This is a genomic window from Leptospira weilii serovar Ranarum str. ICFT (assembly GCF_000332415.1).
Classification (GTDB): domain Bacteria; phylum Spirochaetota; class Leptospiria; order Leptospirales; family Leptospiraceae; genus Leptospira; species Leptospira weilii_A.
Genome location: NZ_AOHC02000021.1, coordinates 1 through 18,819 on the forward strand (window position 1 = coordinate 1; position 18,819 = coordinate 18,819).

General features: G+C 38.0%; 14 protein-coding genes. 5 read left to right on the forward strand and 9 right to left on the reverse strand.

The annotated features are described in order from the left end of the window. Window positions 1–275: 275 nt before the first annotated feature. The 7 genes from vapC to LEP1GSC060_RS05655 all read right to left on the reverse strand — a co-directional run bounded on the left by vapC (window position 276) and on the right by LEP1GSC060_RS05655 (window position 6,798). Complete coding sequence (gene vapC / locus LEP1GSC060_RS05620) at window positions 276–677, reverse strand: type II toxin-antitoxin system tRNA(fMet)-specific endonuclease VapC (RefSeq protein WP_002999135.1); 402 nt, start codon at window positions 675–677, stop codon at window positions 276–278. Beyond that, window positions 677–907, reverse strand: a complete 231-nt coding sequence (gene vapB, locus LEP1GSC060_RS05625; RefSeq protein ID WP_002998826.1) for a type II toxin-antitoxin system antitoxin VapB — start codon at window positions 905–907, stop codon at window positions 677–679. The genes vapC and vapB overlap by 1 nt, the downstream gene beginning before the upstream one ends. A gap of 188 nt (window positions 908–1,095) precedes the next feature. Continuing rightward, the gene (locus tag LEP1GSC060_RS05630; RefSeq protein WP_230458307.1) at window positions 1,096–2,040 is read right to left on the reverse strand and encodes a tyrosine-type recombinase/integrase; all 945 of its coding nucleotides are present in this window, start codon (window positions 2,038–2,040) and stop codon (window positions 1,096–1,098) included. A 385-nt stretch (window positions 2,041–2,425) separates the two neighbouring features. Beyond that, complete coding sequence (locus LEP1GSC060_RS19280; protein WP_420805476.1) at window positions 2,426–2,941, reverse strand: IS630 family transposase; 516 nt, start codon at window positions 2,939–2,941, stop codon at window positions 2,426–2,428. Window positions 2,942–3,071: 130 nt separating this feature from the next. Next, window positions 3,072–3,599: a helix-turn-helix domain-containing protein gene (locus LEP1GSC060_RS05640; RefSeq protein ID WP_420805475.1), complete on the reverse strand. Its 528-nt coding sequence runs from the start codon at window positions 3,597–3,599 to the stop codon at window positions 3,072–3,074. Between the two features lie 255 nt (window positions 3,600–3,854). Further along, on the reverse strand, window positions 3,855–4,859 hold the full coding sequence (locus LEP1GSC060_RS05645) for a patatin-like phospholipase family protein (RefSeq protein ID WP_002998967.1): 1,005 nt from the start codon (window positions 4,857–4,859) through the stop codon (window positions 3,855–3,857). Window positions 4,860–5,406: 547 nt separating this feature from the next. Beyond that, window positions 5,407–6,798 (reverse strand): high affinity choline transporter 1, encoded by a 1,392-nt coding sequence (locus tag LEP1GSC060_RS05655; protein ID WP_002998844.1) that lies wholly within the window; start codon window positions 6,796–6,798, stop codon window positions 5,407–5,409. A gap of 1,060 nt (window positions 6,799–7,858) precedes the next feature. Between LEP1GSC060_RS05655 and LEP1GSC060_RS05660 the strand changes: the two genes are divergently transcribed. From LEP1GSC060_RS05660 to LEP1GSC060_RS05675, 4 genes are read left to right on the forward strand one after another with little or no spacing between them, the layout of a single operon-like run. After that, entirely contained in the window at window positions 7,859–9,343 is a 1,485-nt protein-coding gene (locus LEP1GSC060_RS05660) for a SpoIIE family protein phosphatase (protein WP_036095491.1), read from the forward strand. A gap of 1 nt (window position 9,344) precedes the next feature. Further along, complete coding sequence (locus tag LEP1GSC060_RS05665) at window positions 9,345–10,799, forward strand: hypothetical protein (RefSeq protein ID WP_002998973.1); 1,455 nt, start codon at window positions 9,345–9,347, stop codon at window positions 10,797–10,799. After that, on the forward strand, window positions 10,796–11,803 hold the full coding sequence (locus LEP1GSC060_RS05670; protein ID WP_002998800.1) for an LB_137 family protein: 1,008 nt from the start codon (window positions 10,796–10,798) through the stop codon (window positions 11,801–11,803). Before LEP1GSC060_RS05665 ends, LEP1GSC060_RS05670 begins: the two co-directional genes overlap by 4 nt. Before the next feature lie 10 nt (window positions 11,804–11,813). Next, window positions 11,814–12,212, forward strand: coding sequence for an STAS domain-containing protein (locus tag LEP1GSC060_RS05675; RefSeq protein ID WP_002999197.1), 399 nt, complete (start codon window positions 11,814–11,816; stop codon window positions 12,210–12,212). 92 nt (window positions 12,213–12,304) lie between these two features. On the opposite strand, the gene LEP1GSC060_RS05680 is transcribed toward LEP1GSC060_RS05675, so the two are convergent. Both LEP1GSC060_RS05680 and LEP1GSC060_RS05690 read right to left on the reverse strand, forming a co-directional pair. Next, window positions 12,305–12,697, reverse strand: coding sequence for a hypothetical protein (locus tag LEP1GSC060_RS05680; protein WP_036095493.1), 393 nt, complete (start codon window positions 12,695–12,697; stop codon window positions 12,305–12,307). 1,242 nt (window positions 12,698–13,939) lie between these two features. Then, window positions 13,940–15,538, reverse strand: a complete 1,599-nt coding sequence (locus tag LEP1GSC060_RS05690; protein WP_002999089.1) for an EAL domain-containing protein — start codon at window positions 15,536–15,538, stop codon at window positions 13,940–13,942. A 1,951-nt stretch (window positions 15,539–17,489) separates the two neighbouring features. On the opposite strand from LEP1GSC060_RS05690, the gene LEP1GSC060_RS05695 reads away from it, so the two are divergent. Continuing rightward, complete coding sequence (locus LEP1GSC060_RS05695) at window positions 17,490–18,596, forward strand: AraC family transcriptional regulator (protein ID WP_002998877.1); 1,107 nt, start codon at window positions 17,490–17,492, stop codon at window positions 18,594–18,596. Window positions 18,597–18,819: the final 223 nt, after the last annotated feature.

Sequence of the window (18,819 nt, forward strand, 5' to 3'; positions counted from 1 at the left end):
GTCAATGATTTTTTTCGATAATTTGGCCAAAATGATTTTGAAACTGATAAATAGAGAAAAGTAGAAATTTTTGCTGACTTGCGCCTAACGAAAGAGGCTTCTCGACGTTGCGTCCGCAAGCGCTTGTGCGCGATGCGGTTGGCACAAGGTTCGAGGCGCCTTAGCGCCGTCCCGCGAACCGAAGTGGCAAAGCAATGTGCCGAAGGCCAAGCGAGAGTCGCGGAGCGATCTCGAAGCGCCGCGAGAAGTCGAAGTTAGACGAAGTGGCGATTCGTTCACGATGCCGTCCAATCCTCTAATTTTAATTCTTTTATTCTCTTAAATTCTTTTGTATTATTAGTTACAAAAATAAAATTATTTGAAATAGCTTGAGCGGCAAGAAGCATATCAATTGATCCAATAACAATTCCTCTTTTCTCTAATTCTGCTCTAATTATTCCGTATGATTCTGCGTCTTTATCTGTGAAAGAAATAATGTTGAAAATTGATAAAAATTCAATTAACGAAATTTTATTTTTCTCTTTGAATTCACTTTTTTGAATTCCAAATTCAAGTTCAGCAACTGTTAAGGAAGAAACAAATAAACCTTTATTCAATTTTTTTTTAAGATTTTCTAAAAGAGCTGTATTCTTTTTTTTAATAAGAAAAATACAAATGTTGGTATCTAAAAGATACATTAAAGTTTTTCTCTTTTATCGGATTTTGGTTGTTCTCGACCTGCCTCCATGAAATCATCTGAGAATCCATTAAGTCCGTCTAAAAATACATTCCAAGCCTTGTTCTTCGGGACTAATATTACCGCCTCCCCTACTTTTTGAATAAGAACGTCATCTCCTGAAAATTGAAATTCTTTCGGTAATCTAACGGCTTGACTTCTTCCATTTGTAAATAATTTCGCGGTTTGCATTTATATACCTCGAAAATAGTATATACCAAGATATATACTTGTCAAGGAGTTCTTTTAAGAATTGTTAAAAAGTACAATCAATTTATCGCCATTTCGTCTAACTCAAACTCGCCGCGTGTAATGAAAAAATCGCATAGCCGACTGTCGCCTAAACGCCCAAAAAAGCAGAATATCCGAATGTCGCAAAGTCAGGAATCAAATTTTAGTGTCCAGAGATCGAGGGGACTGGCAACTTCAGTGAGGCGAACCTGACTCACTCGAGTATAGATCTCGGTCGTCTTTACGCTTTTGTGACCGAGAAGAAACTGAATGTGTTTGATGTTCGTTCCCGCTTCGAGCAGATGAGTTGCGAACGCGTGACGAAGGCTGTGGATACTAACCTGTTTTTTGATACCGGCTTTCCGTTTGGCGATTTCAAAAATTCTTTCTGCGGATCGAATGTGTAAATGTTTGGAAGGATCCTGCCCCGGAAAGACCCAATCCTCGTATGGATAACGATTTCGAAATTCTTTCCAAAGGATGCCGCAGGTGTGGGACAACATCGTGAAACGATCCTTCTTACCCTTACCTTCTCTGACTTTGAGAGTTTTTCTCTTCTCATCAATATCTTCGGGTCGAAGTTTGACAAGTTCGCTTACTCGAAGACCGCTCGCGTAACAAAACGAAAGTAAAAGTTTATGTTTAGGATTCGGCATCGCATCTAGAATTTTAGAAACTTCGGACGTGGAAAGAATATCGGGAAGTCTCTGTTCTCTTTTAGGCCTTGGCAAATCTTTGAACCAAGGCTTACCGAGATGAACTCCGAAATAAGAATTGAGCGCCTGAATCCTCAAGGTAACGGTCGCCGGACTCAACTTCCTTTCAAGAAAAGAATTTTCTATAAAAGATTGAATGTCTTTTTTCTGAACGTCTTTCGGATCCTTTTGGATCCACTTTAAGAATGCGAGCGTATTGGAATAATAGGATAGAATCGTTTTCTTAGATGCGTTCTGCATCTTCAAATTTTTGACCCAATCCCGAAGCGCCAGTTCTCCCCGAAGAGAAACTTTAGAATTTTCTAATTTTCGAAACCATTCAAGCAGCTCTTCGGAAAAATGAAGAACCCATCGTTTTTTCTTAGAATCCCATTTCACTCCCGGAAGTTTTCGAACGAACTCATAGGCCTTGGGATCATAAGAATGCCTAACGAACAGAAACCTTCCCCTCTTCTCTAGAAAGAAATGCATGGGAAAAGAATATAAAATACTAATTATTTGTATAGTAATTTACTAATTGAGAAGAAGGTGCAGCTTCGCCGGGTCACTCACAGGGTTTAGAAAAAATAGATACACAGTAGTATACGTCAAGAGAATTCCGACATATTTATCGCCTATATTGCTTTCATTTTTCATAACTTGCAGATTCCAATTAGTTTTGAAGCAAGATAGACGTCAAAAGGGTTTAAGTAGTGGATTTTTTTCCGAATTGGACTTCTTGATCGTTTCGGAGACTTGCAGACAGGAGAATGAAATTTACTACTCAGTCGTATAAATAGGATACCGATTTAGCAAAAAAGAATGATCGAACGAGTTTAGCATCAGCTTTAATAGTATCAAGACACGCTCGAACAACATTTAAGATAGAATCATTGGACCCCAAGAATTTTTTTGGTAGTAGATTTGACTTTAAATGATTCCAGACAAACTCATCCGGATTTAAGTCAGGAGAATAACCGGGAAGAAAATAAAACTCTAATTTACCATTGAGAAGTTTTAAGAATTCTTTTACTACTTTTGCCTTGTGAGTGGGATGACCGTCCAAAATAAGAAAGACCTTCTTTTTTCTATATTTCATGAAATCTTTTAGCAGTTCAACAAACTTAGCTCCCGTAAACTTTCCGGTGTAAGTTTGAAACCAAAATGCGCCGGAAATATTCGCAGCCGAAATAGCATTTACTTTACTGTGAACTCCAATATCTTTTAAAACTACTTTATCACCTTTTTGACCCCAAGTTTTTCCAACCGTAGAATCCGAGCGAATTCCCGTTTCATCAATAAAATAACGTGAGTTCGATATAACAAATGCGAAAGCGATTGTAGTGGAAATTCCGAAGGAATTGGAACGAAAAGCGCGGTCGCGAGCCCATTTTAGCTATGAAATTCGCGAGCGATTCGCCCAAGATTTCTTACGTCGAATTCACGTTAAAATAGATCTCTGCCCCGGTTTTTTTCGCATTTTTGCGGATTAAAGGATAAGTTACTTTCATCCATTTTTTGATCGATTGTGGGTCTCGTTGGTAAGCTAATTTTAACGGTTTTTGCGGAGTTATATTCAAACTATGTAATAGTTCACCTACCACCGTTAAGCCGATTTTAATTCTAAACTCTTTCAAAATCAGTTCTGAAATCAATTTTCGAGTCCACAAGCCCGAACCAAAGGACCATTGTCGAGGATCTTTACCTATAATCATTCTACATAGCTTTTGTCTCTCCTTGGCATTCAGTAAAGGAGCTTTACCTTTTGCTTTACCTGGAATCAGTCCTTTTTCTCCATCCTTCTTATATTTTCTCAGCCAAACAAAAATTGTTTTGCTTCCTAATTTTAAACTCTCCGATACTGCTTTTGGCGATTCTCCATCCAATACTCGTTGAACTCCAAGACGGCGCAGTTTCTCTTGTCCTTTTCTGCCTATTTTCCTTGCATCTAGATCCATTAGACTATTATTATTTTCACATCTATTCTGGGTACTGTTTTTATACGTCCGAGTAATAAATCAATTAAGAATGGGAATTTCTTTTGCGGGTTTATCTGAAAGCGGCAACACAAATGGAGATAACGAAAGAACGTTAGTCCCCTTTTACCTCTGAATCATGAAATTCTCCCGCATTTCCAATGGAGAAATCTCACGACCCGCAAAGCCGTCTCTGGCTGAAAATAAATAAATTTAGAATATTCTAAAAAACGAATATTATTTGGATTTCAACGAAGAAACCGCTTTCGCCCAGTCCCTTTTAAGATATTCGAAAATTTTATCCTTGTTCAATCGAGCGTCTTGTTTGCCGAGTTCATACGCCTTTCTCACTCCGATCGGGTCGGTATAATCAAAAGAAGTGATCGGCAAGGGTTCGGAAGGTTTTTGTAAAAAACATCTTTCCAAAAGTTTTGGATCTTTCCCAATGATCGTTGTGGGTTCGTAATAAATACCGATCGTCTTTTTATCGGGCGGAAACGCTTCCAAAAGAAGATTGTTGGTAAGGCCCCCGTCGAGATAATATTCTTTGCCGTGACTCTGAACGGACACAACCGGGGGAACGGAAGAAGAATTGAGAATGATCTGTTCCACCGTTTTTTCGTCTTCAAAATCCTTTTCCGTAAATAATATTTCTCTCATATTCCAATTCCTGAGTACTCTTTGCATTCTTTCCGTATGCAAACCCCGACCCCGATCCCTTTCATCTTCTAAAAACGCTTTTGCGGTTTCCGCGATGAGCCTTGCGAGTCGAAATTTATTCTTCAAGGAATCTTCCTTAGGAATCGCCCTCAACGTATGAATAAAAACTTTCGTTCCGGACTTCATGATTTTCTGAAAATCCATTCCGAATCGAATCGTTTTTCGATACATCTCTTCGTGAGGAAACGCCCTTTCTCCTTTGAAAAGACGGCTCAGATAGAAGTTCTGAGGATTTTTTCTTACGATGTTTTCGAAGAAGGTCACACATTCTTCTTCGTCGCCGCAGATCAAACAAAGAACCATCGCGGCTCCGGCGGACACTCCGGAAACTTCCCTAAATTTTAACCCCCAGGATTTCAATTCATGACCGAAACCCAAACCGTAAAACGTCTTACAACCACCGCCCGCGATCGCAAAACAGATTTCGTTTTCGAGCCAAAGTCCTTGAAAGGTTTCGCTTAATTTGGATTGAGTTTCTTGGGTTCTTTCAAACGCAGTGGAATCGTCTAAAACGGGAGCCATTCATTTCTCCAAATTCATATTTTGTCAATATCAGACGCCTAACACTTCTTTGGAAAGAAATTATCGAAAACCGATGAATCATCGTTTAAACGTCCTTAAACAAACGAAAAAAATGTTTAAAACGTATTTCGAAAATATCCTACTCATAATTACAAAAATCGTATTCTAACCTCAATAAAAAAACCGATCCTAACAAACTAACTCGGATCGGGCGTTCCTGCGCTTGTATAAGACGTACAACAAAATCAAAATGAAAAAGCGCAGGCCGGGCTCTCCGCTTCGGTCAAGTTATTGCATTTAACCGAAAACATTCAATTTCCGTAATTCCAATAACTTGACCACGCATCGATCCCTAACGCTGCGCCCTGAAACGCGATTCATAGAGAGCGTTTCACTGAGTTCGGAGAATGATTGATTGAAATAGGCGCCTCACTCTCTACGGATCATTCGGCGGGAAGCAGCGTTATGAGTTTAACCGCCCTGCGCCCTGAAACGCGATTCATAAAGAGCGTTTCACTGAGTTTCAATTTTGTATATGCAAAATACTTTATGTTTTTTCTTTAAATCCGAAGCCGTGTTTTTCCAAAAAATCGCCGAACAACAACCCGAGCCAGCTCGATATCAACCCGGGAATCGAAGCCGGAACTTCCAAAGAAAGTATATTACAAAAAAACCATACGCCAAAACCCGTAACCATGGAAAAAACGGCTCCGGTCGAAGTGGAATCTTTTCGAAAAAGACCCGCCACAAGCGGAACGAATAGGGAAACGAGGCTCAAAGCGGAAGCCTGAGAAACAAGTTCGTAAATATTACTTTTAGTGTTCGCCATAAAAAGAGAGACTAACGTGATCATTACGACGGAAATTCTTAAGATTACAAGCAGCGTTTTCTCATTCGGATTTTTAACAAAAGGACGAATCACGTTCTCCCCCAAAACCGACGCGGAAGCGAGTATCGCCCCGCTCGCCGTACTCATCACTGCGGACAATAAGGCTCCGAAAAATAAGATCTGCGTAAAAAGCCCCGTATGAGCCAATACCGTTTTCGGAAGAATCATCTGCGCGTCTTCACTCGCAATTTCCGGATATATTTTTCTCGCACAAAGAACCGCGAGTAACGGTAAAAACGCCACACTTAAGTAAAAAAAAGAACTCAATAAAGAGGAATAAACCGCAACTTTTTCCGATTTGGAAGCCATCACTCTTTGAAAAATATCCTGCTGCGGAATCGATCCCAGACCAATCGTCATCCAAGCCGCGACGTATGTAAGAATACTTTTGGAATTCATCTCCGGGAAAAATCGAAAAAAACCCGGTTTTGCGGATGAAAGTACGACGCCAAGACCGCCGGCCTTGCCGCTTAGATCCCAAACTAAATAAGCAAGTCCTAATACGATTAAAATGGTTTGTAAAAAATCGGTGAGGGATATCGCCCACATTCCTCCGATCACAGTGTAGATCAAAACAACTCCGGCTCCGGCAAAAATTCCCGTCGCAACGGGAAGATCCGCTAAAGAATGAAAAATAATACCCAAAGCGACAAACTGCGCGGCGATCCATCCGAAATAAGAGGGAATCATAAAAACACTGGATAGGATCTCCGCTCGTCTTCCGAATCGATTCTTATAAAAATCTCCGAAGGTAAGAATGTTCATACGATAGAGAGGTCTTGCAAAAAAAAGACCTACAAGAAACAGACAAAGAGCCGCTCCAAACGGATCTTCAATAACTCCGAGAATTCCGTCCTCTACAAAACGGGAAGACGCACCGAGCAAAGTCTCCGAACCGAACCAAGTCGCAAACAAGGCGGAAGAAGCAAGAAACAAAGGTAATCTTCTACCCGCAAGAATGTAATCTTTAGAATCTCCTACAAATCGAGAAGCCGCGGCCCCGATGAGAATCGTCGTAAGCAAATAGAGAATAACAGATATTCCTAACATTCGATGTATCTTTTCTATGATTCTTTTAGAAAGGCAATTTAAATCCGAAAAGGACTTCCCTTCGGATCCGTAAATCGAACATTCTCCGAAAGGTTCGTTTCCTATTCAGGAATCCAAAAAATCAAAACCTTTTTTAAAATCAATACAAAGTCTCTTTTGCAATCAACGGTTAATGTAAGATAAAATTTCATTTGGAAATATATTATTTCTTAGATAAGTTTCGGCGAATCCGGCCCTGGTTTTGTCAAGAGCCGGACCGCGCTTAAACTCAATGTCGCTGCCTGCGGTCGCAACATAACGCTCCGATCAACAAATTGATGGACCGATCGAAAAACGAAATTTTTTCGTTATTCCAATTTGTTGATCTCGCTACAATCGCCTTCGCATTTGAACTCACGTTAGAATAAGATGTTAACTTCGATTTAAAATTCAGATTTAGAGCTTGTTCCAAAACTCAAAACAATCGCAGAGATTTGCGGCCATTCCGATAAAATCGGACGGTTGGCGGACAAACTCTTAAAGAAAAAATATTACCGTGTAAATTTCCTCTTCGAATGGTTAAAAAGATTCGCGTAAAAGCGCCAATCTGTTTGATCGTGTTTTTGTTGTTTTGAATTTTTATAAAAGTAAGTCGCACTCATCTTGCGTTAGTTGTATTCGTCTTTTACTTCTTCTTCCATAGAAATCGGAACACGATGGACGCGCTTGGCTTTCATAGTGGAAACAAAAATGCGTAGAACTTTTAGTACAAAGAAATTTTAATCATTACAAAAACGTTACAATCGGAAAGTTCATAAAAAAAATTTGCTTTGGTCAATCTGTCGAAACATGTATTTCCACTAATGCGTTAGATATATTACGAACTTAAAAAAGAATTTGTCGGAAACATTCTTCAACAGAATATTGCGGTTCTATGTCTTATCCGTCTTGTCAAAAACTTTTTTCTAATTTTGCAACGGTCGTGACGCAGGTCTTCCATTAGGGCTTCCGGAAACAAAACGATTCACTTTATAGTATGCAATGATTTTGCTCCATTAAAGAACGATAATCTATCTTGATCATGAAAAAATCCCTTCGACTACAGATTATCGTCATCTATACGATTTTAACCGTCGTGAATCTTACTTTTGTAGCGGTCATGATCTTTGAAAATCAAACCGACCTTCTCATTTCCAATTTTACTTTAGAATCGGATCGTGTTGCCCGCGAAATTCTTAAAAAAATAGAATCTTTCGGAAATATTAATTTTGAAGATTCCTCGCAAACCGAAGAATTTCAGACCAAACTCCTCAGTATCGGACTCACAAATTTTTCCGTAATCGCGGCAGAGGACAATTCATTAGAAAAAACCCGTATTCTTCTTTCAAACGGCGTCACGGCTTCCGTATCGGATCTCAAAACGAAACTTACAAATATGAGCAATGCAAAGGCGGCCTTGAACACTTCGTACGATATAGAACTCGACACTGATCATTTTATCGTAAACTTGATCTTTTATCTAAACCCAAAAACATTTTTAATCTCTCAGATTAAAATGAAAGAAATGGTGGATCGGCTCCGGTCCCTGTACATTCAGCTCGGCTTATTATTGGTCTGGGGTTTTGCGTTTCATATTCTTTTCGGAATTTTTCTCTATCGAAAAATCTTCGTTCGCCTTTTTCTTTTGAAAGAAGTCAGCGAAACGATGGCTACGGGAAACTTGAACGCGAGGATTTCGTGGAACGTTTCCGCTCAAGACGAACTGGACGCGTTAGGCAACACATTCAACGGAATGGCGGAACAAATCTCTTCCCAATTCGATACTCTCAAACTCAAAAACGCTCAAATCCAGACGGAGCTGGAAATCGGTAAAAACGTTCAGGAATGTTTTCTTCCGGAAAGGAGGAAAAAATTCAATTTGATCGACGTGGAAATTGTTTATCAACCGATGCGGGAAGTCAGCGGAGACATTTACGACATCATCGAGATCAACGATACAAGGACCGCATTCTTTTTAGCGGATGCGACCGGACACGGAGTTTCGGCCGCTCTGATTACTTCCATCATTCACTACAACGTGGAAAACATCATGAAAGAGACCGTGAACCCGGCGCATATTTTCAACCGGCTCAGCGATAATCTTTTTGAAACACTACAAGGAACTTTTTTTGCGACCGGAATTTTCATTCTTTTCGAAAAGGAAGGAGGATACGCTTACTTCTGTAGCGCCGGACACAATCCGATCTATTACTACCGAAAGGAACAAAATAAAATCGTTGTACTCGAGTCCACAGGATTCGTACTCGGAATCGGCATTCCGGACGAATACAGCGTTTTAAAAATCAAAACTTCACCGGGTGATAAGATTCTAGTTTACACCGACGGAGTTTTGGATGCAACCAGTGAAACGACCGAACAATTCGGAGACGATCGTCTTTTGGATACGTTTCAAAAATACGCGACCCTACCGACGTTAGAACTCACGGAAAAGATCCGAAATGAAATTCATTCTTTTGCAAACATTTTCCCGGACGACGTCACTTTCGGAATTTTAGAAATTACTTAAAATGAAAAAGAGCTTTTTCATCGCAATTCTAGGATTCCTATTGATCGTTTTTTTCGGACTGATCGTACTGGATACAAAACTCTACGAACTGAAAGTAACTCTTGAAAAAAGAAAACTCTTCAATTTTTCGTTTTCGAGTGAAATTCTAAGATCTAAGTTCGAAAGTATTTTATCCAACAAGGACAACATTCGAGCGGAAATGAATCTGAACAATCTACAGAGTTCTTTGATCGAAAGCAATCAACTGGAAACGTTCAGCGTGGGAGTTTTACAAAGTTTCGGATCGGTTTTAATCAATTCGGTTCGTTTTGTCACGGGTAAACCTCCGATCGACTTCGAGATCAATTCGGCTAAAATTCGTATTTTGGAACGCGCCTTCGCTTTGGAAAGAAATCAAGCCTATAAAGAAGCTTATCAAGCGTATGGAGAATCTTCGGATACGTTTACCAAAGGAACGGAAGAAAGCGGATTCATTCTTTTACACCAGGGTTTTTGTCTTGCGGTCCAGGGAGAATTCGATCACGCACTCAAAGATTTGGAATCCGTTTTGGAAAACAATCCCGGAACGGTGTTTGCAAACGACGCGGAGATTTTAATCGCGATCATACAAAGATCCAAACAAAGCGCCAAAGAAATCGAGGAAAATTTCGACAGTCCCGAATCGAGAGCGAAAGCGTATTTTGCAAAAGGAAATTATGCCAAGGTTTTGGAAGAATTCACAAAATCGAATATGACATCCGCGGAAATGAAATACATACAAGCGTATTCTCTCGAAAAAACAGGAAATCAAAGTTCGGCGATCACCGAATATGCAAAACTCGCCTTTTCCAAAACGGACAAAGAGATCGCGATCAAAGCGAATCGTAGATTGATGATGTTGGGTCATTACTACAACGCGGGAACTGAAATCGCGAAAATCTCCGATAAAAACGCGGAAAGACTCGGAGACGCAAGCGAGGCCGCGGAAATCAAGGCGTCGTCCGAAAAATTAAAACCTACGAATGCGGAAGAGAATTTATTGAATCTCAATAAATCCGGTCGCATCGACGAAAAGAAAAATCTTCTGAGCGCCGAACTCCAAGAAGTAGTCTCCAAGTCGGAAGCGTTTTTAAGAAAAGCGGAAGAGGAAGCCAAAGTCGAAGCAAAGAACTATATCGCCATTCAAGTTTCCGATTCTGTTCCCGTTTACGGGGATAAGATCGTCATAGACGGGGATGAGACCAAACTTTTTTCGGCTCATTTTCCGATTACCCTCGCCACTTACACAATCGAGTCGATCGGCCTTATGAAGAATTCCATCAAGAGTACTCACAAACTTTTATTCGTTCAAAACAAGGAAAAAATTCCGTTCCTAAAAGCGATTTTTGAAGACGATCAATCCATTACTTTGATCGAAAAAAATTCCAAAAAGAAAATCAGCCTGAATGCTCCGATTCAAATCGAGTTGTCGAAATGAAAAAAATTCTTATCTTCATTTTACTTTTTGCCTTTCTAACGGCGCATCTTCAGGCACATCGAGTGATTCTAAAGTCGGGAGAACAACTTTCTGGCGATTTGAAAGAAACCGAAGGAACGTCCGATCATATCATCATCACGACCGAAGGTGAGGACATAAAAATCCTCAAAAAAGATATCGCCGAAGTATTTTTTGAAGAACCGGGAAACCGTCTTTGTATCCGTTTCAAAGAACAGCCGGAATCGAAATGTAATCTGAAACTTATCAAACTGAACGTTAATACGGTTTATTACGTGGACGAAAACAATCGTTATCTCAGAGCCTCTTTCAAAGATTTGGAATCGATCAACATAGAAGAGCCGTCTACGAAAATTTTAGAACAACTTTCAAAAACCGGTTTTCCAATGCGGATCACTTCCAAGGATCAAAAGGAAATTTTATCTCCAATTCAAAGTGTAAACGAAGAATCGATTTCCGTTCAAAACGAATCGGATGTAAATCCGGTCCTCGTTGCGAGAGAAGAAATCGCATCTTTATTTTATAAGGCAGCCGAAGAAAAGAAACCCGATCCTCCGAAAGAAAAAGAAATTCAACCGATTACAATTCTGGATTATTTAATTCCGGGTTATTACATTAAAAATCAAGGACATACAAAAAGCGGATTTACTTTGATGGGGCTGACCGCATTGTTTGCAGCTGGGAGTATTTACGAATTTGTTGCGGCTAAAAGCGCGGAGGGGAAAACGCCTTTATTCGTTCCGCAAAGCGACGGATCTATCCTTTGGGTCGAGGAACCAAACGGAGAGTTTAATAAACACAAAAGTTTAAATCAGCTTTTTCTAATATCTTTGGTATGTACGTATTTGTTTAATACGGCGCTACTTACTTTTCCGGCAACATTTTCTTTTTTCTTTCAGGAAGTTCCCGTAAGCCCGGCAAGTCCAAACCTACATTCGGTTGAAAAGGACCAAAAAATCGAAATGAAAATTAACATTAACTTTTAGGAAAACAAAAATGGAAGCAACCAACAAATCAAAAGATGAGTTATCCGTTGAGGTCGTATCGAATTCTCACGTAAATCATTTATTAAAACCGCATATTACGATCGTAAAAACGAGCGGGGAAATAAATATTTTTTCTTCAAAGAAACTCAAAGACCTATTCAATTTGAAAGTCGACGAAGGGGCGAGAGTACTTCTATTGGACCTATCGGCTACGACCCATATCGATTCTTCGGGACTTGCGGTTCTCATCAGCACACAAGCCAAATTGATGAAACAACTCAAAGGCGCCTTGATCGTCTATTCGATTCCGAGTTCGATTGGTAAAATTTTCGAATTAACTCGGTTGGATAAACTCATTACGATATCGATTGACTTAGACGCAGCTCTCGATAAGGCAATGACGTATTGATCGAATGCGTCAGTCTAATTCCTCTGGACTCGAAAAAATTTCGAGTTCGGAAGAAAAGGATCACTCGGCAAGTTTTGGGACACTGTAAGTTTTTAATATCCGTCTTTGATTAGATAATCTAGATGCAATCGGATATCGGATTCATCGCTTCCGTCTTCCAAAAAAACGTCGTTTGCGATTTTTTCGTTTAAAATCTGAGTCAGTTCCGTATCGTTTTTAGCCAGATAAACCCCGTTAAAAACGGAATAATTTTCAATCCACAACTCCAATTTTTTACATTCAGACAATATAATACAATTGTGGTTCACGCGAATAGAATCCGAAATCATTTTTCTAAAGTTGGTTAGATTGATAAATTCCTCGTTCTCAATCTTGTTCAAATCTAAAATATAAACTCCTTTAAACTCGTCTAAAATCGACAAAATAATATCACGAACGTTCATGATGGGGCGATTATCGATAATTCCCGACAACTTGATCAACATCACTTTGGTAACCGTTCCATGTACATTAAATGTAACGAACTCATTACTAACCTGCATTTGCACCCTCATATTTTTAAATTTTACAGTCTTATAAATAAAATAGGATCGTTGATTTTTATATGTTCAGTTTTCCAACAAGCGCCTACTCCATTTGAAACTCAGAACTCAATTTTCGCTTTCGCGGTTCGGATTAAAATCTATGATGAGTTCCAGATTGATTTTTAAACTACCAGAAGAGTTAACACATTCTATTTTTTGAATATTTTGATTGAAAATCGATATCAATCGGCTTCGTTTACTCGCGCTTCACAAAAATCATTCCGACAAACGAAATCGATATGCGAAAAAATTTTTTGAGTCGAATTCTTGAAAATATAATTTCGAAAAATCTTTTAAACTGCAAGAGAAGATCTAGAACATTTGGCATATTCATAGTCTATAAAATCTATCGAACCATTCGCCGCATTCTATAAAAGGACCACTTTTTTATTATTGGCCCTTTTAAATTTACAAAACTACCCATTTATTTATGATTTTATGTTTTTCTAACTTATCAATTCGAACCCATAATTGGAATTTGAATACTTTCCTTTGATAATTTTGCAAAGTTACTATATCACACTTCGTGAAACTAAAAATTTTTGCTATTCTAACTTTCGCTGATAATTTGAACGGCAATATATTTGAATTTCGATGTTCTAAAATGAAAATTTGCGACAGTGATTAGATGTTAGGCGAAGACCTTATGGAAAAACGTAAGTTCGGCGTAACCAATGCGAAAACGATTGAAGCGAGATCAACAAATTGAAATGACGAAAGAAAACCGTTTTTCGATCGGTCCATCAATTTGTTGATCAGAGCAGAAAGTAAAAAACTCAAACTCGCTTCGCGAGATAGGTCCGGCCTGCCAAGGCCGGATTCGCCCAAACTTTTTTAGGCAGAACTCACGTTAAGTAACGTGAATTCGGTATAACAAATGCGAAAGCGATTGTAGTGGAAATTCCGAAGGAATTGGAACATTATGTTGCGACCGCAGGAGCAACATTGAGTTCAAGCGCGGTCGCGAGCTATTTTAGCTATGAAATTCGCGAGCGATTCGCCCAAGATTTCAACCGTCGAACTCACGTTAAGTATGGTGTTTATTTTTAGAATATAATTTAATACTAAAATTGGAAACAATCTTCGATCTTGATTATTTTCCTCAAACGGTTAATACAATGCGGATGATGAAATGTTTTCTTTTTAGAGCTGAAACTGAAAGGAAGAAAGATCCATAATTTGTGTCGGTTTACCGTAATGAAATCCTTGTAAAAAGTTCGCTCCATAATCGATTGCGATACGTTCCAGCTCCGCATTCTCGATTCCTTCGAAGACCGTTTTTTTTCCAAGGGATAAAAGAACCTGAGAAATAGCCTTTAAAACGCTTCTTTTACTTTGATTTGTATCTACGCCGATGATGAGGCTTTTATCCAGTTTTACGTAATCACATTCGATTTTTTCAATTCTGGAAAAGTTAGAATTTCCGATTCCAAAATCATCAATCGCAATCTGAAAACCGAAACGTTTCAGAATCACCATTTGCTCGATGATCGGAGCCGTTTCTTCATAACGGCTCTCCGTCATTTCAAGAATAATGGAACTCGGAACCAGATCCAATTTCGAAAAATAAGAAATCAAGTTGTCTGCGAATTCGGGATTTTTCAACTGAAACGGCGATACGTTGATCGAAATCAAAGGATTGGAAGATAAAAATTCGTTTTTCCGGATTTGAGATAAATCCAAAAGTGCGTTTTGAATGACCCAAGCTCCGATGGAACTGATCAAACCCGACTCTTCCGCCAAAGGGATAAAAATATCCGGACTAATCATTCCTTTGGCGGAATGATTCCAACGAGAAAGCGCCTCTAAAGAATGCAGACTTTTGGTTTCGGAATTGACGATCGGTTGATAATAAAGAAGCAGTTCTTTTTTGTGTACCGAATTTCTAAGAGATAAATACGTTGCAATCAAGTTGGAAGAATCGTTTTGGTTTTGAGTCGCGTACCGACTGAAAGGAGAATCGATCACCTTCCTAAGATTCGCTCTTAAACCTTTGAGAATATTGAGAGGACTCGTATCCGTTTCGGAAGTGTGAAATCCTCCGATGGAAAGTTTCAAATGAAACTCGTGGTTTTCGATTTGAATGGTATTCTTCATATAAGAAATCAAACTCGAAGGAATCCAATTGATATCCACATCCGGTTTATTGATTTGATACGCAAGAAAGATCTGATTTGTGGAAATACGAAGGCCGACGTTTTGACTATTTGTAATGGTTAAAAATTCAGTATGCAAATCTAAGAAAACGGCTTCGTAAATCTGAGTTTCGTATTTATGAAGAAACGGATGATTATAAATTTCAATATTAACAAGGTAGAAATATGTTTTTTCCAGTTTTAAAGTACGAACCAAATCGTGTTTTAAAGACCTAAATCTCTGAATTCGGCTTTTTTCGGAATCGGATAAATTCCGTGCGGTAGATTCGATATGAACGAACACATAACTACCCTTCGGATTGATTTCAAAGTTGACTTTGTAGATCCGATCATTTTCCGACCGAACCATCAGTTGAATGTTTCTATCATTTTTGAATCTTCGAAACGCCGAAATATTTGAGTGAATATTGCCGTAATCGATAAATCTTTCAACCGCCTTCTTGAGTTTTGGGTCCAAATTCAATAAGGAATTGTAATTCGGTTCCGAATAGAGTTGCTTTCCTTCAAGATTATAGAGCGAATAACTATATACATCCGACGAATGAGTTTTATTTTCAACGTAAAGATCGCTGTATTCAGAAATCATATACTCATTATATAATAGAAGTTAATTCTTTCTTTTCATCTTATAATCTAAAGTTCAAAAGAAGCTCGATGAAATTTTTAACGTACACAATCCGGAAAGAGAAGTTTACTGCCAATGTACGAACCTAGGAAATCTTTTAAGACTCTTATCTTTCAACTTTTACCATTCCATATCGTTTATTCTTTCGTTATTTATTGATCCTCAGTTGTAGATTTGATAAAATTTCGCAAAGCAGTTATTTTTACAGTCACTAAGTCAGAGCATTACTAAGCGCTACCTATGGAATGCGTGGCGAATTTTAACACAAGTACTCCTTTTAGGCACAGAATTTCCGGCACTCTATTTTTATTATGCTACGCTCAATCATACAAAGGAGGCAGAGTTTTCCTGAATGATGGCAAGATATTAGTTACATGAATTTACAACGTGTCTCAAAACACGAGATTTGCTTTGTCAAAAATACGAAATTGGTAGCTTAGTAAGAACACAGCACTACTTCCCTGAGTTCAATGTAACACGCACCAAGGCAAGCACTTTAAACGCGAGATAACAAATAAAGCCACTGTTCTTTTATTCAAAATAAAGGTGGGACAAATCTTACGCCAGTAGGAACAACATTTATCTTTCAAGCAATCTTTTAAATTAAAGTGAGTTGAGTTTTTCAGAGCGACCTGCAACGCGATTCCTTAGAACATCCACTGAGTTTCAGTCGCGAAAATTTTCAGCTTCGCTGAGAGCCACTCGTTAAACTCAATCTTGTTCCCTACGGATCGCAAGATAATGCTCCGCTACCGTTGGCTATTTCACACTCACTATGAGTCGCGAAATAGGAGGCGGGAAGACTCAAAGGTTTTTTTCTCTATCAGAAAATCATACTTTTTGTAAGTAAAATGCTCCATTCTTGTCGGAACAAGTAAAAATAAATTCTTAAAACACGATTTCCGTAAAGCTGGTATCCGATTGCTACCTAAATTGTAAAGAATTAAATCCGCCTACCACCTTTCACATATTTTTGAAAATTCACTTTGGTGGGAGTTCCCACATCCATAAGTCGATTTGATCTTTCCAACAAGCACAAAATGTTTTGACTGCAAATAAGAGAGAAGCCCCTTTCCATTCCAGAAAACTCCCAATCCATTTCTTTTTAATTTTATACGACTTACAAATTAAAAAGCTGATTGTGATTACTTCATCTACATTTGTATCTGATTAGATTCAGAAATGAATGAATCTTTGAGACTCAATGAATCTTACAAAGAATTTAATTCCTTTTTCTAAAAATCCACCTCCACACGATTCTTAGCAAAATATAAAATAGGATAATAAATTCTTTAATTAGACATGATTCTGTTTATTTCGTAGCATAGTGGTTTCAAATAAATGAAAATCATTCTTTTTGATTTCATTTAACGATATAACGTTATATACAATTTCATTTTCTTTTTTCATATTACAAATTATTTTCAAATTGAGCTTCGTTTAATACTTTAAAAAGTTCTAAAATAATTTTCAAGACGATAAAAATCAGATTCAACTCGTTTTGTTTTAATTATTTGAACATCAATTTAAAAATGAATTATTTTTTTTTACAATAAACATAACTCATTTTATAAAAAGTATAATCTAAGGGAAATTTAATGATAACTATCCAAATATTTTACATACAAAAGAAACTATTTATCGCCTGAAATGATCTTTATCTATAAAGTTGTTAACCGAAATAAAAGTATTAGTGAATATTCAAAATTTCTTTTACAATTTAAATGTCATTTTCACATTCGCATATAAAATGATTCGTTTACATTGAATTTGAATGGACCAAATTGGATTCAATTTAAAAATGAATCTATTGATTACAATCAGTGAGTTCGTTTAAACTTTAATTAGAGATGCCTTTTGGTTTTCTAAACAAACAAATTCAAGAAAACGGAAAAGCGAATAATGGATTATGATGAATATTTTAGATTCGATGTTAAATAAAGAAATCTTATTGAGTTTAATAAGGTTTGGAGCGGGCTTTGCTTTGGTTCTAGGAATTGGAAGTTGGATTCGCGCAAGAAAACAAATCGATTATTTGGTATCGTCGGTATTAATTCTCACTGCGATTTTTCAATCCGTGGATGAAACCAGTTTGAATATGATCTCCCAAACGTGGCTCCGCAAATTCGTCTTTTTAATCGATATCGTCGCCTTAGCCGCAAGTGGAACTCTTGTATTTTTAATCTCTACGATGAGTTTTAAGAAGTATTCGAAACTTCCTCTGATCTATTATTGGAATCTTTTAGGTCCGTTTATTTTGAGTTTACCGATCGCTACTTTTTACGAACAACCAGGTAGCAAAGAGCTCGAATTTTTCCTTTTTGCAGCCAATTTGTATGTTTTCGTTTACTTCGTGGTTGCGATCGCAAACGTCTTTATAGACAAAAAATACGAACCTTCCGGGATGAGTTTTAGAATGATTCTTTCCCTGATCACTCTAATTTCTCTGTGTATACCCCTGGAAATACTCGGAATCGTGTTTGAGAATAAGTCCTTAATCCTTCTTTCCAGCGTTCATACTACGTTTACGGTCATTTTCTATTATTTTCTGACCTTAATTCATCCCAATTTGTTGGATTTTATCTCGTCGGAACCGGGGAAAAACTTCGTAAAACGTTCCCTTTTGCACGATGTGGACATCAATGCGCTCGAAAAAAAACTGATTCATATCATCAAAGAAGAACGAATTTATTTAGACGAAGATATTCGCCTTCCGGACGTTTCTGAAGAACTTGGGATTTCCGTACATCAGCTTTCTTTCTTTTTGAATAACCATCTTGGGATGAATTTTAACAATTATATCAATCGATTTCGGGTCGAAGAAGCGAAATCGATGCTTATCAACGACCCTTCCCGCTCCGTCGTTTCCGTCGGAATCGCGGTCGGCTTCAATTCGAATTCTTCTTTTTATAAAGCTTTTCTTAAGGAGACCGGAATGTCTCCGAAACAATTTCGAGAAACTCAGACGAAAGTCATTCATTTCCAATCTTCGCCCGCGGATGTTCAATTCAGAAACTAAACTTTACCTAGGATTAAATCGAATCTAAGAGGACGGAGTTCTTTTCCGGTCAAACCCCGCCTCTTTTACGAATTATCTGTAATTTCACTTCAGATTAAAATAAATTCTAAAATGGGATATCTGATATTTATAATTTTCTCCTTTCTAAATTATATTTGCCGATGACCTCGTTCGAAATTGAAAGCTATAATGGAATAAATGGAAATAAAACGTCTTGTGAAAC